Origin of the sequence: Streptomyces sp. WMMC940, assembly GCF_027460265.1 — a bacterium.
Lineage (GTDB): Bacteria > Actinomycetota > Actinomycetes > Streptomycetales > Streptomycetaceae > Streptomyces.
Window position 1 is genome coordinate 6,488,400 of record NZ_JAPZBC010000001.1, and the last position, 26,499, is coordinate 6,514,898.

General features: G+C 72.8%; 26 protein-coding genes. 17 read left to right on the plus strand and 9 right to left on the minus strand.

Annotated features, from left to right (window positions below; all coding sequences use genetic code 11):
- The 9 genes from O7595_RS28655 to O7595_RS28695 all read left to right on the plus strand — a co-directional run bounded on the left by O7595_RS28655 (position 1) and on the right by O7595_RS28695 (position 7,497).
- Entirely contained in the window at positions 1-618 is a 618-nt protein-coding gene (locus O7595_RS28655; RefSeq protein ID WP_269731471.1) for a riboflavin synthase, read from the plus strand.
- Positions 615-1,259, plus strand: coding sequence for a nicotinamide mononucleotide transporter family protein (locus O7595_RS28660; RefSeq protein ID WP_269731472.1), 645 nt, complete (start codon positions 615-617; stop codon positions 1,257-1,259). The genes O7595_RS28655 and O7595_RS28660 overlap by 4 nt, the downstream gene beginning before the upstream one ends.
- Complete coding sequence (locus O7595_RS28665) at positions 1,256-2,596, plus strand: bifunctional 3,4-dihydroxy-2-butanone-4-phosphate synthase/GTP cyclohydrolase II (RefSeq protein ID WP_269731473.1); 1,341 nt, start codon at positions 1,256-1,258, stop codon at positions 2,594-2,596. Before O7595_RS28660 ends, O7595_RS28665 begins: the two co-directional genes overlap by 4 nt.
- A 39-nt stretch (positions 2,597-2,635) precedes the next feature.
- On the plus strand, positions 2,636-3,121 hold the full coding sequence (gene ribH, locus O7595_RS28670) for a 6,7-dimethyl-8-ribityllumazine synthase (protein ID WP_269731474.1): 486 nt from the start codon (positions 2,636-2,638) through the stop codon (positions 3,119-3,121).
- Positions 3,122-3,154: 33 nt separating this feature from the next.
- Positions 3,155-3,427 carry a phosphoribosyl-ATP diphosphatase gene (locus O7595_RS28675; protein WP_093658196.1) on the plus strand — a complete coding sequence of 91 codons (273 nt, stop codon included), beginning with the start codon at positions 3,155-3,157 and terminating at the stop codon, positions 3,425-3,427.
- A gap of 68 nt (positions 3,428-3,495) precedes the next feature.
- Complete coding sequence (gene hisG / locus O7595_RS28680; RefSeq protein WP_269731475.1) at positions 3,496-4,344, plus strand: ATP phosphoribosyltransferase; 849 nt, start codon at positions 3,496-3,498, stop codon at positions 4,342-4,344.
- A gap of 26 nt (positions 4,345-4,370) precedes the next feature.
- On the plus strand, positions 4,371-4,823 hold the full coding sequence (locus O7595_RS28685) for a PH domain-containing protein (RefSeq protein WP_269731476.1): 453 nt from the start codon (positions 4,371-4,373) through the stop codon (positions 4,821-4,823).
- 185 nt (positions 4,824-5,008) lie between these two features.
- Positions 5,009-6,349, plus strand: a complete 1,341-nt coding sequence (locus O7595_RS28690) for a hemolysin family protein (protein ID WP_269731477.1) — start codon at positions 5,009-5,011, stop codon at positions 6,347-6,349.
- Positions 6,346-7,497: a hemolysin family protein gene (locus O7595_RS28695; protein WP_269731478.1), complete on the plus strand. Its 1,152-nt coding sequence runs from the start codon at positions 6,346-6,348 to the stop codon at positions 7,495-7,497. The genes O7595_RS28690 and O7595_RS28695 overlap by 4 nt, the downstream gene beginning before the upstream one ends.
- A 90-nt stretch (positions 7,498-7,587) precedes the next feature.
- Here the strand turns inward: O7595_RS28695 and O7595_RS28700 are convergent, their stop codons facing one another.
- Positions 7,588-9,504, minus strand: coding sequence for an AAA family ATPase (locus O7595_RS28700; protein WP_269731479.1), 1,917 nt, complete (start codon positions 9,502-9,504; stop codon positions 7,588-7,590).
- A 359-nt stretch (positions 9,505-9,863) separates the two neighbouring features.
- The gene (locus O7595_RS28705) at positions 9,864-10,502 is read right to left on the minus strand and encodes a uridine kinase family protein (RefSeq protein ID WP_269731480.1); all 639 of its coding nucleotides are present in this window, start codon (positions 10,500-10,502) and stop codon (positions 9,864-9,866) included.
- Between the two features lie 172 nt (positions 10,503-10,674).
- Between O7595_RS28705 and O7595_RS28710 the strand changes: the two genes are divergently transcribed.
- The 3 genes from O7595_RS28710 (at position 10,675) to O7595_RS28720 (ending at position 13,897) form a co-directional block, all read left to right on the plus strand.
- On the plus strand, positions 10,675-12,033 hold the full coding sequence (locus tag O7595_RS28710) for a peptidase C39 family protein (RefSeq protein WP_269731481.1): 1,359 nt from the start codon (positions 10,675-10,677) through the stop codon (positions 12,031-12,033).
- Between the two features lie 156 nt (positions 12,034-12,189).
- On the plus strand, positions 12,190-12,336 hold the full coding sequence (locus tag O7595_RS28715; protein ID WP_269731482.1) for an SCO1431 family membrane protein: 147 nt from the start codon (positions 12,190-12,192) through the stop codon (positions 12,334-12,336).
- A 388-nt stretch (positions 12,337-12,724) separates the two neighbouring features.
- Complete coding sequence (locus O7595_RS28720) at positions 12,725-13,897, plus strand: acyl-CoA dehydrogenase family protein (RefSeq protein ID WP_269731483.1); 1,173 nt, start codon at positions 12,725-12,727, stop codon at positions 13,895-13,897.
- Here the strand turns inward: O7595_RS28720 and O7595_RS28725 are convergent.
- Positions 13,860-14,108, minus strand: a complete 249-nt coding sequence (locus O7595_RS28725; protein ID WP_443071756.1) for a hypothetical protein — start codon at positions 14,106-14,108, stop codon at positions 13,860-13,862. The genes O7595_RS28720 and O7595_RS28725 overlap by 38 nt on opposite strands.
- 298 nt (positions 14,109-14,406) lie before the next feature.
- Positions 14,407-14,811 (minus strand): hypothetical protein, encoded by a 405-nt coding sequence (locus tag O7595_RS28730; RefSeq protein WP_269731484.1) that lies wholly within the window; start codon positions 14,809-14,811, stop codon positions 14,407-14,409.
- Positions 14,812-15,015: 204 nt separating this feature from the next.
- On the opposite strand from O7595_RS28730, the gene O7595_RS28735 reads away from it, so the two are divergent.
- From O7595_RS28735 to fxsA, 4 genes are all read left to right on the plus strand, one after another.
- A complete protein-coding gene (locus O7595_RS28735) occupies positions 15,016-15,456 on the plus strand; it encodes an Lrp/AsnC family transcriptional regulator (RefSeq protein ID WP_269731485.1) in 441 nt (146 codons plus the stop codon).
- Positions 15,457-15,465: 9 nt separating this feature from the next.
- Complete coding sequence (locus tag O7595_RS28740; protein ID WP_269731486.1) at positions 15,466-17,088, plus strand: amidohydrolase; 1,623 nt, start codon at positions 15,466-15,468, stop codon at positions 17,086-17,088.
- A 508-nt stretch (positions 17,089-17,596) separates the two neighbouring features.
- A complete protein-coding gene (locus O7595_RS28745; protein WP_269731487.1) occupies positions 17,597-18,364 on the plus strand; it encodes a polyprenol monophosphomannose synthase in 768 nt (255 codons plus the stop codon).
- Positions 18,365-18,581: 217 nt separating this feature from the next.
- Positions 18,582-19,163 carry an FxsA family membrane protein gene (gene fxsA, locus O7595_RS28750; protein WP_269731488.1) on the plus strand — a complete coding sequence of 194 codons (582 nt, stop codon included), beginning with the start codon at positions 18,582-18,584 and terminating at the stop codon, positions 19,161-19,163.
- 232 nt (positions 19,164-19,395) lie between these two features.
- Here the strand turns inward: fxsA and O7595_RS28755 are convergent, their stop codons facing one another.
- The 4 genes from O7595_RS28755 to yczE form a co-directional block, all read right to left on the minus strand.
- Positions 19,396-19,770 (minus strand): RNA polymerase-binding protein RbpA, encoded by a 375-nt coding sequence (locus tag O7595_RS28755; RefSeq protein WP_003959706.1) that lies wholly within the window; start codon positions 19,768-19,770, stop codon positions 19,396-19,398.
- A gap of 268 nt (positions 19,771-20,038) precedes the next feature.
- Positions 20,039-21,406: an MFS transporter gene (locus O7595_RS28760; protein ID WP_269731489.1), complete on the minus strand. Its 1,368-nt coding sequence runs from the start codon at positions 21,404-21,406 to the stop codon at positions 20,039-20,041.
- Between the two features lie 44 nt (positions 21,407-21,450).
- Complete coding sequence (locus O7595_RS28765) at positions 21,451-22,224, minus strand: glycerophosphodiester phosphodiesterase (RefSeq protein WP_269731490.1); 774 nt, start codon at positions 22,222-22,224, stop codon at positions 21,451-21,453.
- Entirely contained in the window at positions 22,221-22,925 is a 705-nt protein-coding gene (yczE, locus tag O7595_RS28770) for a membrane protein YczE (RefSeq protein WP_269731491.1), read from the minus strand. The genes O7595_RS28765 and yczE overlap by 4 nt, the downstream gene beginning before the upstream one ends.
- Before the next feature lie 64 nt (positions 22,926-22,989).
- On the opposite strand from yczE, the gene O7595_RS28775 reads away from it, so the two are divergent.
- On the plus strand, positions 22,990-24,489 hold the full coding sequence (locus O7595_RS28775) for an SCO1417 family MocR-like transcription factor (protein WP_269731492.1): 1,500 nt from the start codon (positions 22,990-22,992) through the stop codon (positions 24,487-24,489).
- A gap of 267 nt (positions 24,490-24,756) precedes the next feature.
- Here O7595_RS28775 and O7595_RS28780 read toward each other — a convergent pair whose 3' ends face one another.
- Positions 24,757-26,463 carry a hypothetical protein gene (locus O7595_RS28780; RefSeq protein WP_269731493.1) on the minus strand — a complete coding sequence of 569 codons (1,707 nt, stop codon included), beginning with the start codon at positions 26,461-26,463 and terminating at the stop codon, positions 24,757-24,759.
- Between the last annotated feature and the right edge of the window lie 36 nt (positions 26,464-26,499).

A 26,499-nucleotide genomic window follows, 5' to 3' on the forward strand; every position in this document is an offset into this window, starting at 1 on the left:
GTGTTCACCGGAATCGTCGAAGAGCTGGGCGAGGTCACCGCCGTGGAGAACCTCGGCGACGCCTCCCGCTTCCGAGTGCGCGGACCCGTCGTCACCGAGGGGGCCACGCACGGCGACTCCATCGCCGTCAACGGCGTCTGCCTCACCGTCGTGGAGACCGTCGACGGCGAGTTCACCGCCGATGTGATGGCCGAGACGCTGAAGCGCTCCGGCCTCGGCGCACTGGAGGCCGGCTCCCGGGTCAACCTGGAGCGGCCCATGGTCGCCGACGGACGCTTCGGCGGGCACATCGTCCAGGGCCACGTCGACGGCACCGGCACGATCGTCGAGCGCACCCCGTCCGAGCACTGGGAGATCGTCAAGGTCTCCCTCCCTGCCGAGCTCTCCCGCTACGTCGTGGAGAAGGGCTCCATCACGGTCGACGGCGTCAGCCTCACCGTCGTGGACGCGGCCCGGGACCACTTCACCGTCAGCCTGATCCCCACCACCCTCGCGCTGACCACGCTCGGCACCAAGGAGCCAGGCGACCCGGTCAACCTCGAGGTCGACATCGTCGCCAAGTACGTCGAGCGGATGCTCGGCGACCGCTCCCACCGTGCGGGGGGGACCGCCGAGTGAGCGCCGTCGACTGGCTGAACTCCGAGGCGTTCACCGCCTTCGGCCAGCACATCAAGTGGTCCGACATGACCGGCAACGTGATCGGGCTGATCGCGCTCGCACTTGGCTGGCGCCGCTCCATATGGACCTGGCCCGCCCAGTTCCTGTCCGGACTCATCCTCTTCGTCGCGTTCGCCCCGCATCTGACCGGCAGCGCCGGCAAGCAGGTGGTCGTGATGGCCGTGGCCGGCTGGGGCTGGTGGCAGTGGACCCGGGGCCGGGAACAGGCCCGGGACGGCTCCATCGCAGTCCGCTTCGCCACCTGGCCCGAGCGCGGCCTCATGCTCGCCGTGGCCGCCCTCGGCACCGTCGCCGTCGCCCTGCTCTTCACGGCCTACCCCACGCTGTCGTGGGACCCCTGGCCGGACGCCTACATCTTCGTCGGCACGCTCGTCGCCATGTACGCCCAGGCCCGCGGCATGGTCGAGTTCTGGTTCGCCTGGCTCCTGGTCGACCTCGTCGGCGTGCCGCTGAACTTCGCCAACGACTACGCCTTCTCCGGTTTCGTCTACGTCATCTACGGCGCGCTCGTCCTGTGGGGCCTGCGCGACTGGTGGCTCCGGTCCCGTACGACCACTGCTCTGGAAGGAGCGGCAGCATGAGCGTCCGCCCGTCTCCCACCACCGCCCTGCCCGACGCGGCGGGTCCCGTCGCCCCTTCGCCCTGGTTCCCGGCCGACGGCGGCGAGGAGGACCTCCGCCTCGACCCCGTCGAGCAGGCGGTTCGCGACATCGCCGCCGGCCGGCCCGTCGTGGTCGTCGACGACGAGGACCGCGAGAACGAGGGCGACCTCGTCATCGCCGCCGAGATGGCCACCCCGGAGATCGTCGCCTTCATGATGAGCGAGTGCCGCGGACTGATCTGCGCGCCCATGGAGAGCGAGGAGCTGGAGCGGCTCGAGCTGCCCCAGATGGTGGCGCACAACACCGAGTCGATGAGCACGGCCTTCACCGTCTCCGTCGACGCCGGGCCCGCGCACGGCGTGACCACCGGCATCTCGGCCGCCGACCGTGCCACCACCCTGCGGCTGCTGGCGGGCGGCGCGGCGGACGCGACCGACTTCGTCCGCCCCGGCCACATCTTCCCGCTGCGCGCCCGGCCCGGCGGTGTCCTGGTGCGCCCGGGCCACACCGAGGCCGCCGTGGACCTCGCCCGGCTCGCCGGGCTGCGCCCCGCCGGCGCGATCGTCGAGATCGCCGGCGAGGACGGGGTGATGCTGCGGCTGCCCGAACTCGTGCCGTTCGCCCGCAAGCACGGGCTCACGATCATCTCCATCGAGGACCTGATCGCCTACCGCCGCAGCGCGGAGCCGACCGTCCGCCGCGAGGCCGAGGTCGACCTGCCCACCGCGCACGGCGCGTTCACGGCCTACGGCTACCGCTCCACCGTGGACGGCGTCGAGCACATCGCGCTCGTCCACGGCGACATCGGTGACGGCGAGGACGTCCTGGTCCGCGTCCACTCCGAGTGCCTCACCGGCGACATCTTCCACTCGCTGCGCTGCGACTGCGGCCCCCAGCTGCGGGAGTCCATGGAGCGCATCACCGAGCACGGCCGCGGTGTGGTCGTCTACCTCCGCGGTCACGAGGGCCGGGGCATCGGACTGGTCTCCAAGCTCCGCGCGTACGAGCTGCAGGAACAGGGCCGTGACACGCTGGACGCCAATCTCGAGCTCGGGCTGCCCGCGGACGCCCGCGACTACGCCGCCGGCGCCCGGATCCTGGACGACCTCGGCGTACGCAGCCTGCGGCTGATGACCAACAACCCCGACAAGACCGCCGCCCTGGTGCGGCACGGGCTGAAGGTCGTCGACCGCGTGGCCATGCCCGTGCAGGCGGGCGAGCACAACCTGCGGTACCTGCGCACCAAGCGCGACCGCATGGGGCACGACCTGCCCTGGCTCGACTCCGTGACGGCGTCGACCTGCGGCAACCAGTAAGACCTGCGGTAACCAGTAGGAACAGGAACGAGGAGACACGTGAGCGGCAAGGGCGCACCCGAACTGTCCGTACGCAACTGCGGAGACCTCCGCGTGGCCGTCATCGCGGCCCAGTGGCACGAGAAGATCATGGACGGACTCGTCGACGGCGCCCTGCGTGCCCTGCACGAGCTGGGCATCGACGAGCCGACCCTGCTGCGGGTCCCCGGCAGCTTCGAGCTCCCCGTCGTCGCCAAGGTGCTGGCCGGCCGCGGCTACGACGCCGTCGTGGCGCTCGGAGTCGTGATCCGCGGCGGCACGCCCCACTTCGACTACGTGTGCCAGGGCGTCACCCAGGGCCTGACCCAGGTCTCCGTCGACACCGGCGTCCCCGTCGGCTTCGGCGTGCTCACCTGCGACACGGAGGAGCAGGCGCTCGACCGGGCCGGTCTGGAGGGCTCGAACGAGGACAAGGGACACGAGGCGGTCACCGCCGCGGTGGCGACCGCGGCGACGCTGCGTTCAGTATCCGAACCCTGGCGCTGAGGAGAGCCCACTTCCGCGTAGGGTGGGACCACCATGTCCAAGAAGACGTTCGAGGAGCTCTTCGCCGAGCTCCAGCACAAGGCCGCCAACGGCGACCCCGCGACCTCCCGCACCGCCGAGCTGGTGGACAAGGGCGTCCATGCCATCGGCAAGAAGGTCGTCGAGGAGGCCGCCGAAGTGTGGATGGCCGCCGAGTACGAGGGCAAGGAAGCCGCCGCCGAGGAGATCTCGCAGCTGCTGTACCACGTCCAGGTGATGATGGTCGCGCGCGGGATCAGCCTCGACGACGTCTACGCCCATCTCTGAGCACACTCGTCCCGTACACCCGAACACTCCCCGCACAAGCACCTACGCACCCGAAGGAAGCCCGTCTCATGCTGCGCATCGCCGTCCCCAACAAGGGTTCACTCGCCGGACCTGCGGGGGAGATGCTCCATGAGGCGGGCTACCTCCAGCGCAAGGACTCCAAGGAACTCGTGCTCGTCGACCCCGAGAACGAGGTCGAGTTCTTCTACCTCCGCCCGCGCGACATCGCGATCTACGTCAGCTCGGGCCGCCTCGACATCGGGATCACCGGGCGGGACCTGCTCCTCGACTCCGGCGCCAACGCCGAGGAGATCCTCCAGCTCGGCTTCGCCCGCTCCACGTTCCGCTACGCCACCAAGCCCGGAACGGCCTCCGGCGTCGAGGAGTTCGGCGGGCTGACGATCGCCACCTCGTACGAGGGCATCGTCGCCAAGCACCTCGCGGACAAGGGCATCGACGCGTCCGTCGTCCACCTCGACGGAGCCGTGGAGACCGCGATCGAGCTGGGCGTCGCCCAGGTCATCGCCGACGTCGTGGAGACCGGCACGAGCCTGCGCAACGCCGGCCTCGGGGTCATCGGCGAGCCGATCCTCACCTCCGAGGCCGTCGTGATCCGCCGTACGGGCGCCGAGGCCGACGACCCCAAGGTGCAGCAGTTCCTCCGCCGCCTCCAGGGCGTCCTGGTCGCCCGCTCCTACGTGATGATGGACTACGACTGCCGGGTCGAGCACCTGGAGAAGGCCGTCGCCCTCACCCCGGGCCTGGAGTCGCCGACCGTCTCACCGCTCCACCACGAGGGCTGGGTGGCCGTCCGCGCGATGGTCCCGGCCAAGGAGGCGCAGCGGATCATGGACGACCTCTACGACCTGGGTGCGCGCGCGATCCTGACGACGGCGATCCACGCCTGCCGACTCTGAGGACCGGGACGGCACGGAGCATGCACATGGACCAACAGGAGCTGCCCACGCTCCCGGTGACCTTCCGGCCCACCCGCACGCGGGCGGTCCTGCTGTCCGTCGGGACCGTGATGTTCGCGGTGATCACCGCGGTCGCCGTCGCGCTGGAGAAACTCAGTCCGGGGGAGCGGATCAGCTTCGTCCTGACCGCGGTGCTGTTCTTCGCCGTGCTGGCGCTGCTCAGCCGCCCCAAGGTCGTCGCCGACGACCGGGGCGTCACGGTCGTCAACCTGACCCGGACCCGCCGGCTCGACTGGGCGGAGATCCTCCGTGTCAACCTCCGTCCGGGTGACCCCTGGGTGTTCCTCGATCTGAGTGACGGCACCAGCTTGCCGGTCCTGGGGATCCAGCCCGGAATCGCCCGCCACCACGCCATCCGCGACGCCCGGGCGCTCCGGATGCTCGCCGAATCGCGAGGCACCGGCACGGACGACCGCTGAGCCCCTGCCCCTCGGGGCGGACTCGTGATTACTCTTGACCCGGAGGCGCCGAGTGCGCCTCCGCCTCACACCTGTGGGCCGGCCACGGCCCGTGAGGCACCCCTGCGACCCGAGGAGTGACCCCCTCCGGCAATGGACGGATCGTCCGGTAGTACCTGCGCCGCCCCCTCCCAGGAGGCGGCGGCATGATCATCCCGCTACTGCTGCTCTTCGCGGCATTCCTGCTCATCCTCGCCAACGGGTTCTTCGTGGCCGCCGAGTTCGGCCTGGTCACCGTGGAGCGCGCGGACGCCGAACGCGCCGCCGCCGAGGGCGACCGCCGCGCCGGGACCGTCGTCCGGGCCCTGCGCGAGCTGTCGTTCCAACTGTCCGGCACCCAGCTCGGCATCACCATCACCTCCCTCGTCGTCGGCATGCTGGCCGAGCCGGCGCTCGCCCGGCTGCTCGGCGGCCCGCTCGCCGCGGCCGGGATTCCCGGCGGGGCCGTCCCCGGCGTCGCCGTCGTGATCGGCATGTTGCTCGCCTCCGCCGTCCAGATGGTGGTCGGCGAGCTCGTCCCGAAGAACTGGGCCGTGTCGCGGCCTCTGCAGGTCGCCCGGTTCGTGGCCGGTCCGCAGCACCGCTTCTCGGCGGTGTTCCGGCCGGTGATCGCGCTGCTCAACGCCGTGGCCAACCGTCTCGTGCGGGCGTTCGGCGTGGAGCCCGCCGAGGAGCTGGCCTCCGCCCGTACCCCCGGTGAACTGGTCTCCCTGGCCCGTCACTCGGCCCGGGCCGGTGCCCTGGAGGAGGACACGGCGGACCTGTTCGTCAGGACCCTGTCGCTCGGCGGGCTCACCGCCCAGCACGTGATGACCCCGCGGGTGAAGATGAGCGCCCTGCAGTCCGACGCGACCGCGGCTGACGTCCTCAATCTGACCCGGGCCACCGGCCTCTCCCGGTTCCCCGTCTACCGGGACCGCATCGACGAGATCGTCGGCATGGTCCACCTCAAGAACGCCCTGGCGGTGCCGGCGCACGCGCGGCTGCGCACCCCGGTCGGCCGTATCGCCGTGCCCCCGCTGCTCGTGCCCGAGACCCTGCCGGTGCGGCAGTTGCTCGGGCGGCTGCGCAACGAGCAGCCCATCGCCGTGGTCGTCGACGAGTACGGCGGCACCGCCGGCGTCGTCACCCTGGAGGACATCGTCGAGGAGATCGTCGGCGAGGTCCGCGACGAGCACGACGCCGAGGCCGACGGCGTGCCCGAGCTGGCCCCGGCCCCGCCCGAGGACGGCAGCCCGGCCTGGGAGGCCGACGGCAGCTGCCGCGTCCTCACGCTGCGGCGGATAGGCCTCGACGTGCCCGACGGCCCGTACGAGACCGTCGCCGGCCTGGTGGCCGACATCCTCGGCCGGATCCCGGCGCCCGGCGACCGCGCGGAGCTGCCCGGCTGGCGGCTCTCGGTCCGCCAGGTCGACCGCTACCGCGCCGAACGGGTCAGGCTCGTCCGCACGGCGAACGCCAAGGCCATGGCGGAGGCCGCCCGGTGAGCGTCCTCCAGCTGCTGTTCGCGCTGCTCCTCGTGCTCGCGAACGGCTTCTTCGTCGGCGCGGAGTTCGCTCTCGTGTCGGTGCGCCGCAGCCAGGTGGAACCGCTCGCAGCCCAGGGCTCCTCCCGGGCCCGGCAGGTCCTGCACGGGCTCGAGAACCTGCCGCAGATGATGGCGGCGGCCCAGTTCGGCATCACCGTCTGCTCGCTGACCCTGGGCGCGGTCGCCGAGCCGACCGTGGCGCACCTGCTGGAGCCGGTGTTCCACGCCCTGCGGGTGCCCGAGGCGCTGGTCCACCCCCTCGGTTACGTGATCGCCCTCGCCGTCGTGGTCTTCCTGCACCTCGTCGTCGGCGAGATGCTGCCGAAGAACCTGGCCATGGCCGCACCGGAGAGGACCGCGCTCTGGCTCAGCCCCGCGCTGGTCGGGTTCGCCCGGCTGTGCCGCCCGGTGACCGCGGCGTTCGGCGCCTGTTCCCGGCTGGTGCTGAGGCTGTTCGGGGTCGAGCCGAAGGACGAGGTCGAGGCGGTCTTCACCAGCGACCAGCTGGGCCGGCTGGTCGAGGACGCCGGTCAGGCCGGACTGCTCGACCCGGAGGAGCAGGAGCGTCTCGGGGACGCCCTGGAGCTGGGCAGCCGCCCCGTCACGGACGTCCTGATCGCCCGGTCCTCCCTGGTCACGGTGCCGCCCTCGGTGACGCCGAGACAGATCGAGGAGCTGACCGTCCGTACGGGCTACTCCCGGTTCCCCGTGCGCGGCGAGGGCAGCGGGAGGTTCATGGGCTACCTCCACGTCAAGGACGTCCTGGACCTGGAGGACGACGAGCGGGCCGTACCGCAGCACATCTGGCGCCCCATGGCCACGCTGCGGTCGGAACTGCCGCTCGACGACGCGCTCACCGTGATGCGCCGCGCGGCCACGCATCTGGCCCAGGTCGCCGACGCTTCGGGACGCGTCCTGGGCCTCGTCGCCCTGGAGGACGTCCTCGAGATGCTGGTGGGAGAGGTGCGCGACCCGGCCCACCGTCCGGTGCCGCCCCCCGCGCCCGTCCGCGGCTCCCACGCGACGGTCCTGCGGGGCGGTCTGCGGACGGATCCGCCGCACCAGCAGGACGTGCGCTCCCAGCAGCCGAGCCCGAGCGGAGTGTGACGCCTCCGGCTCCGTCCGTCCGTCCGGAGCCGGAGGCGCCGCGACGGTGCCTCCGGCCACGGGCCGTTCCGGTCGCGTGATCCGGAGGGTTCACGGCCCGGTGGGGTCCTGGGGGCCGCGGTCCCGCGGACCGCGGCCCGAGAGCACCTCCCCGTACGCCTGCATCAGATCGGGCAGCCGCAGCGTCGCCAGGTCCTCGCGCGTCGGCGTGCCCGCGTACCCCGAGAGGCGCAGGTCCCGGTAGGCACAGCTCTTCTCGTACAGCGTGCGCAGGAAGCGGCCGTTGCCCAGTTCGTCGATCCAGCTCTGGTCCACCACATGGCCGCTGATCGACCGCAGCTCGTCCAGCGCCTCCTCGTCCCACAGGTCACCGTTGGCCGCCGCGAGCACCTCGCCGATCGCCGTCAGCTCCAGCGGCCGGTACGAGGGGAAGTCGACCCGGGTGGTGAACCGCGAGGACAGCCCGGGGTTGGTGGCCAGCAGCCGGTCCATGCCCTCCGGGTATCCGGCGAGGATGACCACCAGATGGTCCCGGTTGTCCTCGGCCCGCTTCAGCAGCACCTGCAGTGCCTCGTCCCCGTAGGCGTCGCCCTTGCTGTAGCCGGTGTTGGAGAGCGCGTACGCCTCGTCCACGAACAGCACGCCGCCGAGCGCGGAGTCGATCAGCTCATTGGCCTTCACCGCGGTCTGGCCCAGGAACTCCCCGACCAGGTCGGAGCGCTGCGCCTCCACCAGGTGGTCGCCGCCCAGCAGCCCGAGCGCGTAGAAGACCCGGCCCAGGATGCGGGCCACGGTCGTCTTGCCGGTGCCGGACGGGCCGGAGAAGACGAAGTGCCGCTTCGGGGGCTGGACGGGAAGGCCCTGCCCGGCCCGCAGCCGGGCCATGTGCAGCTGTGCGGAGAGGGCCTTCACCTGCCGTTTCACCGGCTCCAGGCCCACCATCCGCTCCAGCTCCGCGAGCGCCTCGGCGAGCAGCACCGGATCGGTGGGCCCGGACGGGAACGGCGGCGCCGACCGGCGCGGAGCCCCCGACTTCTCCCGCACCCGGTCGGCCGGGCCCGCGGCGGCCGCGGACCCGAGCGGAGGCTGGGGCTCGCTCCCGTAGCGCGGTTCGGGTACGAAGGGCGCCTCGGCCTCGGCCGGCTGGGCGTCCGCCGCGTCCTGCCCCGCACCCGCTCCCGCGCCCGCCAGCGACACGGTGGCCAGGCCGGCGACCTCGTCCGTCCCGTCGAACCCGTCGATGCCGTCGTAGTCGGCGATCGCGGTGAGCCGGGCCGAGGTGTCCATGAAGGCCGGGTCCACCCGGTGCACGGCCCGGTACAGCGGCAGCGCGGCAGCGCTTCGGCCGGTGCCCTCGTGGGCCCGGGCAAGCCAGTAGCGGAGTTCCTTGCGCTGGGGCTGCTCGCTGCGGCAGCGCATCAGCGCCGCGGACAGCAGCGGCTCCGCCTGCCCGTACATCTCCAGTCGCACCCGCGCCATGCCGGCGAACAGGCCGGCCTCGATCCCGAGCAGCGGATCGTCCACGAGCGGTTCGGTGTGCCGCACCAGCTGCTCCCAGTCCTTGACCAGGTAGGCGCGGCAGGCGTGCAGAAACCGGACCTGCGGATCGGCGTCGACCGGCGGCAGCCCCGCGAGCGCCCGGTCCAGCTCGGGCACATGGCGTCCGTCCAGCCAGTGGGAGGCGTGCGCGAGCAGGAGGTCGCGCGGGCTCTCCAGCACGGGTTGCACCCACCAGCCGAGCCAGTACCAGGAGTTCAGCGTGCGGCGGTGACGGCCCCGCTGCTCGCCGAAGCGCTCCCGGTTCCGGTACATCCTCAGCAGCGCGGTGGTGGTGTCCACACGCAGGGCGTGCAGTCCGAGCCAGCCGTCGGCCATCCCGGGGTCGAGCCGCACCGCGCTCCTGAACTCCTCCTCCGCCTGCGGGTACGCGCCCATGGTGTAGGCGTCCACGCCGCGCACCCAGGCGAGGTCGGCCGGGGCCGGTGAGCCCTGCGTGCCGATGTCCATCGGGTCCCCCACATACCTGCCCCCGTGCTGTCCCACCGGGCGGACGCCCGGCGGAGCGTGCCGAACCACCGTGTCGCGGACGGGAATTGACCGCACCGGGGTGCATCGTACCTGCGCAGGGGGCGGCTGATTAAGGGCGCGAGAGCAGGGCGCGTACGGTCACCCTGGGTGAGCGTGGAATGCCCGAGGAGTGCCGGGGGAACGTGCCGAGGGGCAGAACGAAGCCCCCGATCACGGGGGAACAACCGGGGGCTTCGCGTCCGGGCGACTCCGAAAAGCCGCACATTGAGAACGTAAGACCTGTAAGGGCCCTGGGTCAAGCGGAGTTGGGGCACCCGGCAGGGTGGATTTCCGACTGCTCAGTACGGTGGTCGGAGGTGGTCACATTCCGTGAGGGGATGGTTCACCCCTGCGGTCGCACCCGGCCCTGGCAGCCACTCGTACCCCTCGGGCAACTCGCGTACCAGGGTGTCGGCGAACGGGCGCGAGGGGTCGTCCGCGAAATGGCGGCTCTCCGCCACGGTCCAGCCGTCCCAGAAGCCGGAGAGCTCCGGTCCGTCGCGGCGCCGGCCGCGTATCCACGACTCCCGCGGGCCCCGCTCCATCCACAGCAGGGCGGCCAGATGGGGCCGCAGCGCCCGGCGGCCCGCGCCCACGCCCTCGACCAGGACGACCGGCGCCGCGGGCAGGGCGCGTGGCGCCCCGAAGCGGCGGAGGTTCCAGTCGTACGGGCGATACATCCCGCTCTCGCCACGCGACCACGGGTCGATCACCTGTTCAACCAATCGGCCGGTCCAGGAGAAGAGTTCGTCGTGGGTGGCGACGTCGTCGAGGCGCAGCACCGGCGCTCCACCGAGTGCCTCCGCGAGCCCGGCGGCGAACGTGCTCTTGCCGGAGCCCGCGTGGCCGTCGACCGCGATCAGCCGGACCGGGCCGCAGGAGGGCGGCAGTGCGCGCAGACCCGCGGCGGCGCGTTCGAGGGACAGGGGGCGGCTCATGGGGATCACCCTAAGGGGACGGCCGGGTCGGCCACCGGGCCGTCGCAGGACATGCCGCTGGTCGAGACCAATATTGGTCGGGGTGACGCCGTGCGAGTCACTGGCAGAAGTCTTTCCGGAACCGCGATAGTTGGCCCACCGACGCACCCCCGAGACCGCTTCCGGAGGTCCGATGACCACGTCTGCCTCGCGCAGATCCGTACTCACCGCGGCACTCGCGGCCGCGGCCGGGGGAAGCGCCCTGACCTCCGCCGCCACCGCGGCCGCCACCGGTGTTCCGGCGCCAGGCGCGGCCCCCCGTCCACTCGTGGACAACCGTTTCTGGAACTCCTGCACGGACTGGCGCAGCGGTGAGGGCGCGGGCACCCGCGCCGTCGCGGGCAGCCGCCCGGGACTGGTGATCGGCGCCCCGGCGGGCCGCACGCGGTACGCCGACCCCCACACCGGTCGCACCACGGCCTGGGAGTACGCGCGCTGGACCTCGCCGGAACACCGCCCCCGGGTGGCCGCCACCGAGGTCATCGCCTCCTGGAACGCCCGCACCCCGGCCGGAACCTGGCTGCAGACGGAACTGTCCGGCACCTACAGCGACGGCAGCACGACCCCGTGGTTCGTCATGGGCCGCTGGGCGGCCGGCGACGGGGACATCCTGCGCACCTCGGTCGACGGCCAGACCGACGGCAGGGGCCGTGTCTGGACCGACACCTTCTCGGTGAACGACCCGGCGAGCGGGCTGCGGCTGGTCTCCCACCGGATCCGGCTGACCCTCTACCGCAGGCCGGGGACGGCCCTCACTCCGACCGTGTGGCGCGTCGGTGCCATGGCCTCGGACGTCCCGGACCGCTTCACCGTGCCGGCCTCCCCGCCCCGGGTGGCCCGTGAGCTGGTGGTGCCTCGCTACTCGCAGAACACCCACCTCGGCCAGTACCCCGAGTACGACAACGGCGGCGAGGCCTGGTGCAGCCCCACGTCCTCGCAGATGATCGTCGAGTACTGGGGCCGCAGGCCGACGGCCGGGGAGCTGGCCTGGGTCGACCCGGACTTCGCCGACCCCCAGGTCTGCCACGCGGCCCGCCACACCTACGACCACCAGTACGAGGGCTGCGGGAACTGGCCGTTCAACGCCGCCTACGCGGCCACCTACCGCGAGATGAACGCCGTGGTCACCAGGCTGGAGTCGCTCGGACAGCTCGAGACACTGGTCGGTGCCGGCATCCCCGCCGTCACCTCCCAGTCCTTCGTGAAGGGGGAGCTGACCGGCGCGGGCTACGGCACCTCCGGCCATCTGATGACCGTGATCGGCTTCACCGCCGGCGGGGACGTGATCGCGAACGACCCCGCCTCGCCCAGCAACGAGGCCGTGCGCCGGGTGTACCGGCGGGCGGAGTGGGAGACGATCTGGCTCCGCACCAAGCGGTACGACGCGAACGGGAAAGTGGCGTCCGGCACAGGCGGCGTCTGCTACCTCTTCTGGCCCGAACGCCCGACGGCCGCCCAGCGCAAGGCCCTCGCCGCCCTCGGTATCGACTGACGAGCCACCGGCCGCGCCCGGGGCCGTGACCGGTGTCACTGCCCGCGGGCGGCGCGCCTGGCACTGTGGTCGGGGCAGGTCGCCCGCACCCCCGTGAGGGCGCGGCCGGGGCTGCCGGGGGCGACCGGAACCACAAGGACGACCGAGCGAGCCGACATGACCACGACCACCGCCGACACCACCGTCGCCCGGGCCCGCACCGGAGGCCCACAGGACGACGGCCCCAAGATCGTCGAGCACATCATGGGATGGGTGCTCGTGGTGGTCCTGGCGATGCTCGTCACCCAGGCAGGGCTCCTCTGACGGCCCGCACGCGCGTATGGGGGGCGGGGGGCCCGAACGGCTCCAACGCTCCGCCCCGGTGCCTGCCGCTCAGCCGGTCGACCGCGGGGACCCGCCGGTGCCCGGGGCGAGTCCGGTAGCCGTGCCGCTACGGAACGCCGGTGCACGGGGTGCACGCGGTGAGCGGGGGAGTGCGGCGCGGTCGGGCGCTCGTCCGCCCAGGCCCCACGAGGTGAATTCCGCCCGTGACGGACGGCGTCCGATGGGGCATACTCAAGCCGCCACAGCCGCTGGTCAGCCACTTCCGTGATCCGGGAGGGCAGCATCGGCGCACCAGTGACATCCGGCGGCGCCGCCCAACCCTTCGCGCGCGACCGCCGCAGCGCCCGACAGGGAGGAGAGCGCCGCCATGCCCGACCGCGCCCCGCAGCCGGTGGACCGCACACTGCCCACCGAGGAGGCCAGGGATCTGATCACCCTGGTCCGAGAGATCGTCCAGCGGGAGATCGCTCCACGCGCGGCCGAGGAGGAGGAAGCGGGCCGCTTCCCGCGCGAGCTGTTCTCCCTGCTCTCCGAGTCGGGACTGCTCGGTCTCCCCTACGATTCCGAGTACGGCGGTGGCGACCAGCCGTACGAGGTCTACCTGCAGGTCCTCGAGGAACTGGCCGCGGCCCGCCTCACCGTGGGCCTGGGCGTCAGCGTGCACTCCCTGGCCTGCCACGCGCTCGCCGGCTACGGGACCAAGGAGCAGCGCGGAGAACACCTCGCCGCGATGCTCGGCGGCGGGCTGCTGGGCGCCTACTGCCTCTCCGAGCCGTCGTCCGGTTCGGACGCGGCCTCCCTGCGCACGAAGGCCGAGCGCGACGGCGACGCCTGGGTCATCACCGGAACCAAGGCCTGGATCACCCATGGTGGGGTCGCCGACTTCTACACCGTGCTGGCCCGCACCGGCGGCGAGGGCGCCCGCGGCATCTCGGCGTTCCTCGTGCCGGGCGACGCCGAGGGGCTGAGCGCGGCGGCCCCCGAGAAGAAGATGGGCATGAAGGGCTCGCCCACCGCCCAGCTCCACTTCGACGGCGTACGCGTTGCCGACGCCCGCCGGATCGGTGACGAGGGGCAGGGCTTCGCGATCGCGCTCTCCGCGCTCGACTCGGGACGCCTCGGCATCGCCGCCTGCGCGATCGGCGTCGCTCAGGCCGCGCTCGACGAGTCCCTCGCCTACGCCACCGGCAGGAAGCAGTTCGGCCGCCCCATCGCCGACTTCCAGGGCCTGCGTTTCATGCTCGCGGACATGGCCACGAAGGTCGAGGCCGGCCGTGCGCTGTACCTCGCCGCCGCGCGGCTGCGCGACCGGGGCCTGCCGTTCTCGAAGGAGGCGGCGATGGCCAAGCTGTTCTGCACGGACACCGCGATGCAGGTCGCCACCGACGCCGTGCAGATCCTCGGCGGCTACGGCTACACCGCGGACTTCCCGGTGGAGCGGCTGATGCGCGAGGCCAAGGTGCTCCAGATCGTCGAGGGCACCAACCAGATCCAGCGGATGGTCATCGCCCGTCACCTCGCCGGGCCAGAGTCCCGCTGACCCAGCCGGTCCGCCCGCTCCACACCGGTGCCGCCGTGAGCCTGTTCCACTCCTGGTCACGGCGGCCCGGCAGGGTCCGTCCGGCGCTGGCCCAGCGGTGCAGCAGTTCGCGGTAGATCGGCGGATCGGGCGTATGCGGAACCGATTCTTCTTGATGTGACGTCATCAGCCAGCGGCGGCCCTGGCCGCCCTTGGGGTGCTGCGCGGTCATGCCCGTCCAAACGGCCTCCGGCCGCGCGGAGTCACCCTCGACGTCATTCGAGCACCGGTTCGCCCGCTCACCGGGGCGGGCGGGCCCGGCCCCGGCCGGGTGCCCTCCGGCGCGCACGCGCCGCAGGGCGAGATGTACGCGCCCCGCGGACGACCGTCGTACGCCCCGGACGTGACGTGCCGTCACATGTCCTTCGGTCGACGGGAGACGACGGAGGAACCGGACCGGACGATCCCGCACCGCGACAGCGGCGCCGTCGAGGGGCGGGGGAGATCCGGGGTGGCCGGGGAGCCGCCGCTCAGGCGGCCCGCCGCATCGGGGGCACCTTCAGGGGCCGCGAACCCGGGCCGCCCACGTGCGAGAAGGGTTGCGTCCGCCAGTCCAGCCCCTGAGGGAGCGTCAACAGCAGTGCCGTGTCCTGTTCCTGGACCTCGAGGGTGTCGTCCGCGGGGCGGGCCTCCACCGCCGCCCGGCCCGTCCCGGCGCAGACCGAGAGGACGAACGGGTTCCACGGCGTCGGGCACAGTGCGTGCTCGGGGAGCACGTGCTCGTCCGCGAGCAGCGCGATCGGCTGCGCGCAGTCCGGGCAGACGACCCGGTACATCTCGAAGGTCTCGTAGGAGTCGAGCTCGTCGTCCTCGTGGGACACGACGGAATCAGCAGGCTCCGGTTCGTGACGTCCGGTGCGCTTCAGGCTCTGCATGGAGAATCTCCCCCTCGGGTGGGCCGACCAGGCGCTTGCGGCCTCGACCACAGCAAGCACTTCCCTCCCGGCGCGCGGGGTAACCGCGCGGCCCCGGCGGACACGGCCCCATGCCTGTGGTGTTCGTCACATGCCTGCCGCAGGTGCCCTCCCGGGGGGCGGTCGACTGTGCCGGAGGGCGCCCGGGGCAATAGGTTGACCTGCATGGAGGAGCTGGATCGTCAGATCGTCGAGTTGCTCGTCAGGGACGGGCGCATGAGCTACACCGATCTGGGCAAGGCCACGGGCCTGTCCACCTCGGCGGTGCACCAGCGCGTGCGCCGGCTCGAGCAGCGGGGCGTCATCCGGGGGTACGCCGCCGTCGTCGACCCCGAGGAGGTCGGACTGCCGCTCACCGCGTTTATCTCGGTGAAACCCTTCGACCCCAGTGCTCCCGACGACATCGCCGAGCGGCTGGCCGGCGTTCCCGAGATCGAGGCCTGCCACAGCGTCGCCGGGGACGAGAACTACATCCTCAAGGTCCGGGTCGGTACCCCGCTGGAGCTGGAGGAGCTGCTGGGGCAGATCCGCTCGCTGGCCGGTGTCTCCACGCGCACGACGGTGGTGCTCTCCACACCGTACGAGGCACGGCCGCCGCGAATCTAGGCTGTTCCCATGAGTGAGAGCGCGACCCCGGCCGAACACCGCACCGTGCTGCTGCGCGGTGGCGAAGTCCACAGCCCCGCCGACCCCTTCGCCACGGCGATGGTGGTCGAACGCGGGCACATCGCCTGGGTGGGCTCCGAAGGGGCCGCGGACGCCTTCGCCGGGGGGGTGGACGAGGTGATCGACCTGGAGGGCGCCCTCGTCACCCCGGCCTTCGTGGACGCGCACGTGCACACGACGGCGACGGGCCTGTCACTCACCGGACTCGACCTCTCGTCCGCCGCCTCGCTCGCCGAGGCGGCGGAACGCATCCGGGCGTACGCCGGGACCAGGCCCGCCGACCGGGTCCTCATCGGACACGGCTGGGACGCCTCGCGCTGGCCCGAGCGGCGTCCGCTCAGCCGCGAGGAGCTGGACGGGCTCACAGGCGGCCGCCCCCTCTACCTCACCCGGATCGACGTCCATTCGGCGCTGGTCACCACCGCGATGCTCGACCTCGTGCCCGCGGTCCGCGGCACGGACGGCTTCCGCGACGGCGAGCCGCTCACCGGCGAGGCGCACCACGTCGTCCGGGCGGCCGCGTACGCCTCGGTCTCGCCAGGGCAGCGGGCAGGGGCCCAGCGTGCCGCGCTGCGGCACGCCGCGTCCCTCGGCATCGGCACCGTCCACGAGTGCGGCGGGCCCGACATCTCCTCCGAGGACGACTTCACGGGGCTGCTCAAGACGGCGGCCGACGAGCCGGGGCCGCGCGTCGTGGGCTACTGGGCCGACACGGACGTGGAGCGGGCCCGCGCCGTCGGGGCCGCCGGAGCGGCCGGAGACCTCTTCGCCGACGGTTCGCTCGGCTCGCACACCGCCTGCCTGAACGAGCCGTACGCCGACGCCCCGCACACCGGTGCCGCCCACCTCGACGCGGCCGCCGTCACCGCGCATGTCACCGCGTGCACCGAGGCCGGGCTCCAGGCCGGCTTCCACGCAATCGGCGACCGCGCGATCGGCGACGTCGTGGCCGGAGTGAGGGCCGCCGCGGACGCCCTCGGGCTCGCCCGGATCCGCGCCGCCCGCCACCGGGTCGAACACGCCGAGATGCTCACCCCCGAAACGGTCGCCGCGTTCGCCGAGCTCGGTCTGACCGCCTCGGTGCAGCCCGCGTTCGACGCGGCCTGGGGCGGCGACACCGGTATGTACGCGCAGCGCCTGGGCGTCGAGCGGGCCCGCACCCTCAACCCGTACGCCGCCCTGCTGCGCGCCGGGGTCCCGCTGGCCTTCGGCTCGGACAGCCCGGTCACCCCCGTCGACCCGTGGGGGACCGTCAGGGCCGCGGCCTTCCACCGCACGCCCGAGCACCGGATCTCCGTACGCGCCGCCTTCACCGCCCACACCCGCGGCGGCTGGCGCGCCGTCGGACGCGACGACGCGGGGACGCTGGTGCCCGGGGCCCCCGCGGACTACGCGGTCTGGCGCACCGGTGAGCTCGTCGTCCAGGCGCCCGACGACCGGGTCGCCCGCTGGTCCACCGACCCCCGTTCCGGGACGCCCGGCCTGCCCGATCTCACCCCCGGAAACACGCTCCCGGAGTGCCTGCGGACCGTGGTCTTCGGACAAACGGTCTACGTACGGCCGGGCGAGTGACATCGGGACGAATCCTCCCGGAGGTCGCCGCCGTGCGGGTTCCTCCACGACCTGCGGATCTTCGTCGCTGACCAGCCCGAACGGTCAATCGCCGCAGATCGCACGACTGTTGACAGAGTGCGCCCGTGGGCCGGTAGGTTCGGCAGGTCCACCACAGGACATCCGACCGGCCGGCTTCCACGCAGTCGTCGAACGCCGCTGGGCCAGGGGGTGGAGCGCCGCACCGGCACTCCACCACTGGGAGCCAGGTCCAGCGCCCGCGCCTCGGGGCGAGGGAAGGCCGCGGCCGGTGGGGGTCCCCCCTGCTCCCACGGAGCTCGGGGGAAGGTGCGACCCGGGTGGGGCCCGGCGTTCAGTAGACAACGGCTCTCGGTCGACCCGCAGCCAGCGGTTCCCAGGCCGGCCCGAAGGACGCCGGGCCCCACCCTTCGCCCCGCACCGTGCCGTCGTCGCCCCACCGGCGGCGCTCGCTATGGTGGGTCCCTGCGTACGGACGTTAAGGGGCAGCATGAAAGACGGCGGTCAGAGGCGGTACGGCCCGCTCGGCAGAGCCTTGGTGATCATTCCGACCTACAACGAGGCGGAGAACATCGAGCCGATCGTCTCCCGGGTGCGTGCCGCCGTGCCGGAGGCCGACATCCTGGTCGCCGACGACAACAGCCCCGACGGCACGGGAAAGATCGCCGACGAGCTCTCGGCCGAGGACGGCCAGGTCCACGTACTGCACCGCAAGGGCAAGGAGGGCCTCGGAGCCGCCTACCTCGCGGGCTTCCGCTGGGGCATCGACAACGGCTACGGCGTCCTGGTCGAGATGGACGCCGACGGCTCCCACCAGCCGGAGGAGCTGCCCAGGCTCCTCACCGCGCTCAAGGGTGCCGACCTCGTGCTCGGCTCGCGGTGGGTGCCCGGCGGGCGCGTCGTGAACTGGCCCAAGTCCCGGGAGTTCCTCTCGCGCGGCGGCAGCACCTACTCGCGACTGTTGCTCGGTGTCCCGATCCGTGATGTCACGGGCGGCTTCCGCGCCTTCCGCAAGGAGACCCTCGAAGGGCTGGGGCTGGACGGTGTGGCCTCGCAGGGCTACTGCTTCCAGGTGGACCTCGCCCGGCGGGCCGTGGAGGCGGGGTTCCACGTGGTGGAGGTGCCGATCACCTTCGTCGAGCGCGAACTGGGCGACTCCAAGATGAGCCGAGACATCGTCGTCGAGGCGCTGTGGCGGGTCACCGCCTGGGGCGTCGGCGCCCGGGCCGGCAAGATCATCGGCCGTAGGCCGTTCTGACGGGTCCCGGCCGCACGAGCCCCTGAGCCCTTGACCGCCGCTCCCGGCCCCGCGGCAGGTCCCCGGTACCGGGCCGGGCGTCGGTCCGGCAGACCCGGCGCGGTCGGTCGGACCGCCCCGACACCGGCCGCGGCCCCGGCCCGGCGTTCCCAGCCCGCCGGCCGGATTGCCGACCGGCCTTACGTCACTCCTGCCGCGACCCAGGCACACTGGGAGCATGACGACCGGCGCAACGACACCGACGGCCCCCAGGCGCTCGCGCGCCCGCACCTTCGTTCCCCTCGGCATCGCCGCCTGGCTCGTGCTGGAGATCTGGCTGCTGACCGTCGTGGCCGGCGCCGCGGGCGGGCTCACCGTCTTCGCGCTGCTCGTGGCCGGAGGCGTGCTCGGCGCCGTGGTGATCAAACGGGCCGGGCGTCGTGCCTTCCGCAGTCTGTCGGAGACCATCCAGCGGCAGCAGTCGGGCACGGCGAGCACCGCCGGCGCCGAGGACGCACGGAGCACCGGGAACGGCTTCCTGATGCTCGGCGGACTGCTCCTCATGCTGCCCGGCCTGGTGTCGGACGCGGCCGGTCTCCTGCTGCTCGTGCCGGCGGTCCGCACGGCGCTCGGGCGGAGGACCGAGCGGTCGCTGGAGCGCCGGATGCGGCAGGCGGGTCCCGGTTCCCTCGGTGACGCATTCCAGCAGGCCCGTATTCACCGCCCGGACGGAAAGATCGTGCAGGGTGAGGTCGTCCGGGAGGACACACCCGCGGGACCCCGACCCGAGCCGGGTCCGCGCCCGCCGCTGATGTCGTAGCCCCGCGGTCCCGCACGGTCTGCGGCCCCTCGGGACCGCGCCTGCGCGACGAAGCTGACAGGAATCCCTGGTGCCGGGCCGTCGCCGCCGGGCCCCGTGGACCCGTAGGGCAGGTGCCCGAGCCGTGTGCCCGGCGTACGGGAGCGCATACGAAGGAGCCGCGGGCTGCGGCACACGATGTGTGTGCGGCAGCCCGCGGCTCCTGCGCTATGCGCGAGTCGATGGTGCGCCCTTACGCGGACTTCCGGCTGTCGCGCGGGTGCACCGCGATGTTCATGGCTCCGGAGCGGAGGACGGCCAGCCGTTCGGCCAGCACCTCCTCGAGCTCCTCACGCGTGCGCCGTTCCATGAGCATGTCCCAGTGCGTACGCGCGGGCTTCCCCTTCTTCTCCTCGGGGCCGTCCCCGTCCACCAGGAGTGCCTGGGCGCCGCACGCCTTGCACTCCCACTCCGGCGGAATCTCCGCCTCGACCGAGAACGGCATCTCGAAACGATGTCCGTTCTGGCATGCGTACTCCACCGCCTGGCGCGGGGCCAGATCGATGCCGCGGTCGGTCTCGTAGCTGGTCACCACGAGGCGCGTGCCGCGAAGAGCTCGCTCACTCATGAATCGTGCCTCCCGGGCTTGTCGCCCACAGGACAGGTGTCGCTGTCGTCGTCATCCGGTCAACGTCCGGTCGGCGGTAAAGATTCCCGTTGCCGGTCATGCGTCGTCGCCCGTCGTGCCGCTGCTTTTCCAGGGTTTGGGTACCCACCAGTGCCCGGTTTGTCACATCTGGCAGAAAGTGTCACCCAGCGTTTGGAGCTTTTCAGCGCGCAGTAACGGTCCGCCTGGCAGGCCAAAGGCGTACACTACCGGCCCTTCGCTTCAACGTCTAAATCCGCTCCGGTACCGGGTTCCCCGCCGCGGCCACCGCACGCCTCACCGGGACGCGCGCCAGGAGCACGAATCCCAGTGCGAAGAAGATCACCAGGGAGATGATGGCAGTCCGGTAGCTTCCCGTCAGCTGGAACGCCAGACCGAACACCAGCGGCCCCAGCCAGCTCAGCCCCCGGTCGCTCATCTCGTACGCGGAGAAGTACTCCGCCTCCTTGCCGCGTGGGACGAGATGGGAGAACAGCGAGCGGGACAGCGCCTGGCTCCCGCCGAGCACCAGGCCGATCGCGGCGGCGAGTGCGTAGAACCACACCGGCGTCCGCGCGGGCAGGAAGTATCCGGCGGCGAGGATCGACGTCCACACGGCGAGCGAGCCCAGGATCGTGCGCTTGGCCCCGTGGACGCGGGCCAGCCGGCCCATGCCCAGTGCGCCGGCCACCGCCAGCACCTGCACCAGCAGCACCGCCGTGATCAAGGTGGTCTGGTCGAGGCCCAGCTCCTCGGAGCCGTACACCGACGCCTGGGAGATCACCGTCTGCACCCCGTCGTTGTAGACGAGGTACGCCAGCAGGAAGGACAGCGTCAGCGGATGGCGGCGCATGTCCTTCAGGGTCGCGACCAGTTGGCGCCAGCCCGCTCCGACCGCGCCCTCCGTGAGGCCGGGCGTCCCGTCCGCGGCCGTCCGGCGGTCCCGCAGGCGCCGCAGCGGCACCAGCGCGAAGGCGCCCCACCACACCCCTGCCGAGGCCAGGCAGACGCGGACCGCTTCCGACTCGGAGAGCCCGAAGGACTCGTGGCCGGTGTAGAGGACGAGGTTCATCACCAGGACCAACGCCCCCGAGGTGTAGCCGAAGGCCCAGCCGCGCGAGGAGACCGTGTCCCGCTCCTCCGGCCCGGCGATCTGGGGCAGGTACGCGTTGTAGAGGACCATCGAGACCGACAGCGAGGCGTTGGCGACGATCAGCAGGAACGCGCCGAGGAGATAGCGGTCCCCGTCGAGGAGGAACATGGCCGTCGTCGCCGTCGCCCCCAGATACGCGGCGACCGCCAGGAGCGGCTTCTTGCGGCCGGTGCGGTCGGCGATGGCACCCGCCATCGGCATCACCAGCACCGCCAGCACCACCGAGACGGACACCGCGTAGGGGAACACGGAACCGGCGCGGACCGGGATGCCGAGCGGGTGGACGAAACCGTCGGCGTCCGCCGCCGCCTTCGCCACCGCGGTGAGGTACGGACCGAGGAACACCGTCAGGACGCTCGTCGAGTAGACGGAGCAGGCGAAGTCGTAGAAGTACCAGCCACGCTGTTCGCGGCGGCGATCGGCGTCGTCCGCACCGGTGGTCCGGTCCGCGGTGTCGGCGGTCATGACCCGCCCCCCTCACTCGTCCCCGTGGGGAGACGTCACGACGCTCAGACCCAGACCCCCCGGTCGGTCATCACCGTACGCAGCATCTCCAGATGATCGGTCATGATGCCATCCACTCCCAGGTCCAGGAGAGCGGCCGTACGGTCCGGATCGTTCACCGTCCACACGTGCACCTGGAGCCCGCGGGCGTGGGCCTCGCGGACGAAGCGCCGGTCCACCACACGCATCCCGCCCTGCGACTCCGGTACCTGTGCGCACACCGCGCCGGGGCGCATCACCGCCGGGATCCCGAGCGAGCGAAGCCGCAGGCCGAGCACCCCGCGCACGCCGTACGAGGTCGCCAGCCCCGGGCCGGCGAGCCGCGCCGCACGCGACACCCGGCTCTCCGAGAACGAGCCCACGCAGACCCGGTCCCAGGCGTTCGTCCGCCGCACGAGGTCGACCAGTGGCGCCAGCGCGCCCTCGGCCTTGATGTCCACGTTCCAGCGGGCCTCCGGGAACTCCTCTAGCAGGTCCTCGAAGAGCGGCAGGGGTTCCTTCCCGGCCACCCGTGCCCGTTCCACCTCGGCCCACGGCAGCCGGTCGATCCGGCCGCGGGCGTCGGTCACCCGGTCCAGAGTCGGGTCGTGGAACGCGACGAGCCTGCCGTCCGCGGTGGTGTGCACGTCCGTCTCGAAGTAGCGGTAGCCGAGCGCGGCCGCGCGCCGGAACGCCGCCGCCGTGTTCTCCAGGCCGTCGGCCGTGCCGCCGCGGTGGGCGAACGGTATGGGGGCGGGGTGGTCGAGATACGGGTGCCTGGGGCGCGGTGCGGAAGTCACGAACGCAGTATCGCTCGTTCGGGTGACGATCCGGCGACGACCGTGCTTCCTCCACCGTCGGACGGGATGGCGAACACGCGCAGGAACAGCTGCGCCAGCGGGCCGATGGACAGGGCGTAGAGGACCGTGCCCGCGCCCACCGTGCCGCCGAGGAGGAACCCGGTGGCCACGACCGCGACCTCGATCGCCGTCCGGACCAGCCGGATCGAACGCCCCGTCAGCCGGTGCAGCCCGGTCATCAGCCCGTCGCGCGGACCGGGGCCGAAGCGGGCGGAGATGTAGAGGCCGGTGGCCGCGCCGTTGAGGACGATCCCGGCGGCCATCACCGGGATCCGCACGGCCAGGCCGTGGGCGTCCGGCACGACGGCGAGGGTGCCGTCCATGGCGATGCCGATGACGAAGACGTTGGAGACGGTTCCGAGTCCGGGCCTCTGGCGGATCGGTATCCACAGCAGCAGGACGACGGCGCCGACGACGATCGAGACGGCGCCGATGGTGAGACCCGTCCGCTCGGCCAGGCCCTGGTGCAGCACACCCCAGGGTTCGAGGCCGAGTCCCCCGCGGACCAGGAGCGCGGAGCTCGCCCCGTAGAGCGCCAGGCCGAAGTAGAGCTGCAGCAGTCTGCGGGGCAGATGCCTGCCCCGCAGACCGGACGTGATGGACAAGGTTCTGCCCCCGGTGGTGGAAGTGGACTGATGCATGACACTCTGTGGCGGGGACGGAGAGGTCAACCATGGCCAATCCGAGGAAGGTGGACTGATTGCGATGGCTCAGTGGACTTCGGCGGTGGGGGCGCCCGCGCTGGCCCGGCAACTGCAGGCACAGCAGCCGCGCCCGGCGGGCCCCGGCACCCGCAGACCGCCCGCGTACCGTGCCCTCGCGGACGGTATCCGGCTGCTCGTCCTGGAGGGCCGGGTCCCCGTCGCCGCACGGCTGCCCGCCGAGCGCGAACTGGCACTGGCCCTGGCCGTCAGTCGCACCACCGTGGCGGCGGCCTACGAGGCCCTGCGGAACGAGGGCTTCCTGGAGTCCCGCAGAGGGGCCGGCAGCTGGACGGCCGTGCCCGCCGGCAACCCGCTGCCGGCACGGGGGCTCGAACCGCTGCCCCCGGAGTCCCTCGGGTCGATGATCGACCTCGGCTGCGCGGCGCTGCCCGCCCCCGAGCCCTGGCTGACCCGGAGCATCCAGGGCGCGCTGGAGGAACTGCCGCCGTACGCGCACACCCACGGCGACTACCCGGCCGGCCTGCCCGCGCTGCGCCGGACGCTCGCCGACCGGTACACCGAGCGCGGCATCCCCACCATGCCCGAACAGATCATGGTGACCACCGGTGCCATGGGCGCCATCGACGCGATCTGCCACCTCTTCGCGGGACGGGGCGAGCGCATCGCCGTCGAGTCGCCGTCGTACGCCAACATCCTCCAGCTGATGCGCGAGGCCGGCGCCCGGCTGGTACCGGTCGCGATGGCCGAGGGGCTCGCGGGCTGGGACCTGCCCCGCTGGCGTCAGGTCCTGCGCGACGCCGCACCCCGGCTCGCCTACGTCGTCGCCGACTTCCACAACCCCACCGGGGCGCTCGCGGACGAGGACCAGCGGCGCCGGCTCGTCGACGCCGCCCGGTCCGCCGGCACGGTGCTCGTCGTCGACGAGACGATGGCCGAACTCCGCCTCGACGACGAGACCGGGATGCCCCGGCCCGTCTGTGCCTTCGACCCGGCGGGCTCGACCGTCCTGACGGTCGGCTCGGCGAGCAAGGCCTTCTGGGCGGGCATGCGGATCGGCTGGGTACGGGCCGCCCCGGACGTGATCCGCTCCCTCGTCGCCGCGCGTGCCTACGCCGACCTGGGCACCCCGGTCCTGGAGCAGCTCGGGGTCAACTGGCTGATGGGCACCGGCGGTTGGGACGAGGCAGTGGCCCTGCGCCGTGAGCAGGCCCGCCGCAACCGGGACGAGATGGTGACGGCGCTGCGCCGGGAGCTGCCCGACTGGGAGTTCGAGGTCCCGCACGGCGGGCTGACGCTGTGGGTCCGCGCCGGCGGTCTGTCCGGTTCCCGTCTGGCGGAGGTCGGTGAACGGGTCGGCGTGCGCGTCCCCTCCGGGCCGCGGTTCGGCGTGGACGGTGCGTTCGAGGGTTACGTCCGGCTGCCGTTCACCGTCGGCGGACCCGTCGCCGAGGAGGCGGCGACCCGGCTGGCGGCGGCGGCCCGGCTGGTGAGGACGGGCGTGACCACGGGCACGGAGGCACCGAGGACGTTCGTGGCGTAGGGGGGTCTTCCCGGCGTTCGGTTCTTCGCGGTACGGGCCGGTGGGCCCGACGGCCGGGGGACCCGCGTGGCGCCGTGACGAGGACGATCCGGGAGGGGCTCTCCGTCGACGCTGCCGCGGCCGGGCGCGAGGGCTGCGCCCGGCCGCGGCGGGAGCCGATGCGCTGGGGAGGGCCGGCGGGGCGGCGGCGTGAGCGTGGGGGCGGGGTGGGCCGGGAGACGGAGGGCCGGCCCGCGCCCCCTGCCGGGCGTGGTCCCGGCGGCGCGTTCAGCCCTCCGCGGGCACCGGTGCCGAGGAGGCGCGTACGGGCGCGCTCGCCGCCGGTTCCGGGACGGGACCGGTGCGCGGACCTCCCGCAGCGCCGTTTGGGAGTTCCTCGTGCGGCCCGGTCGGCGTCTCGCCGTGACCCGCCGGCTCGGTCTCCCGCTCCGTGCCCCGCCCGCCCCCGGGCATGTCCGTCGCCCCGGTGTTCTGCCTCTCCGGGAGCAGACGCAGCACGGCCTGCCGGTGTGCCTCGCTCGCCGCCTCGTCGTACGGGTCGGGCGTCGCGGGCACCTGGAGCCTGAGCACCGCTCCCGTTCCCATCCGGGCGTAACCCCGGCCGGGCGGCACGTCGGAGGTGGGGGTGGTGTGCGGGGGAGCGCCGAGCACGCCCTTCACCTGCTCCGGCGTGGTCGGGCCGAGCACGAGCCGGGCGCGTGTGTGCGTGCGCACCGTCTCGTTCAGGAACTCGAGGCTGTCGAACTGTTCGGCGACCACCACGGTCACGTGCGCGGCCCGGCCGTGCCTGAGCGGGACCTGCAGGAGCTGCTGGGGGTCGGGCCGGTCGTCCGCGGCCGCCAGATGCCCGAAGACGCTGGGCCTGTCCACCAGGATGCACAGCGGGCGCCGGGTGTCCTCGGGCGCGGGGTGACCCGCCTGCCGCGCCCGGTTGGCCGCGATGAGCCGGCGCTCCGTCTCATGGGCCGCCCACTCCAGACCGGCCAGTGCCCCGGCCAGTCCGCACTCGACGGCGAGCACGCCTTCGCGGCCCGTCAGACAGGCGTACTCGCCGGTGCCACTGCCCTCCACGACGAGGACGTCCCCGTGCGGCAGCGCCTGCAGGGCGAGGGAGCGCAGCAGGGAGGTGGTGCCGCTGCCGGGGTGTCCGACGGCCAGCAGATGCGGCTCCGTCGAGCGCGGGCCGGTGCGCCACACCACGGGGGGCGCGTCCCTCGTGGCGTCGCCGTCGAGGACGGGCACGGTCCGCTGGACGGAGTCCGGGTCGGTGAAGCCGAGGACCAGTTCGCCGGGAGCGGTCACGAAGCGCTGGGCGGCGATGGTGGTCGGCAGCGGGGGAAGGACGCTCATCAGCAGCTGGTTGGCCTCCTCGTCCCAGGCGAACAGGTACTCGCGGCCGCGGCCCGACTTGGCGTGGAGCAACTGCTCGATCCGGGCACGGGCCTCTGCCTCGCCGTCGGGGAAGTACGCCGGGTACTTCACCCGCAGCCGGGTCAGCCTGCCGTCCCCGTCGAACTCGTGGTCGCTGAGCGCCTTCGACCACTCGCCGCCGTGGGCGAAGAGCGGACTCGGATCCTCCGGGACGGAGAAGTACGGCACCAGGGCGTCGTGGAGCGCCTGGAGTCGCGCGACCTGCGACTCGTCGGGTCCGGTGCGCACCGGCGTGCGCTCCCGTCCCTTCCAGGCCGCGACTCCCATCAGGCCGATCAGCCCGAGCAGCGGCCCGTACGGGAGGAGGGCGACGGCCAGGACGCAGACCGCCGCCAGGAACAGCGCGGGGCCACGCCGGTCCTTGGGCGTGTCGGCCCACTTGCGCAGTCCGGCGGCGGCCAGCAGCCGTAGCCCGCGGCTGATCGTGATGAGCGGATGGAGGACGTCGGTGGCGTTGTCGGCGGCCGTCCGCGCCAGCTCACGGCTGCGAGCGATCCGGTCGTTGGCGCTGATCGGAATGCGGGGGAGTGGTCGCCGGGCCACGTGGTTCTCCTGCTCCTCAGAAGTGTGGGAGGGGTG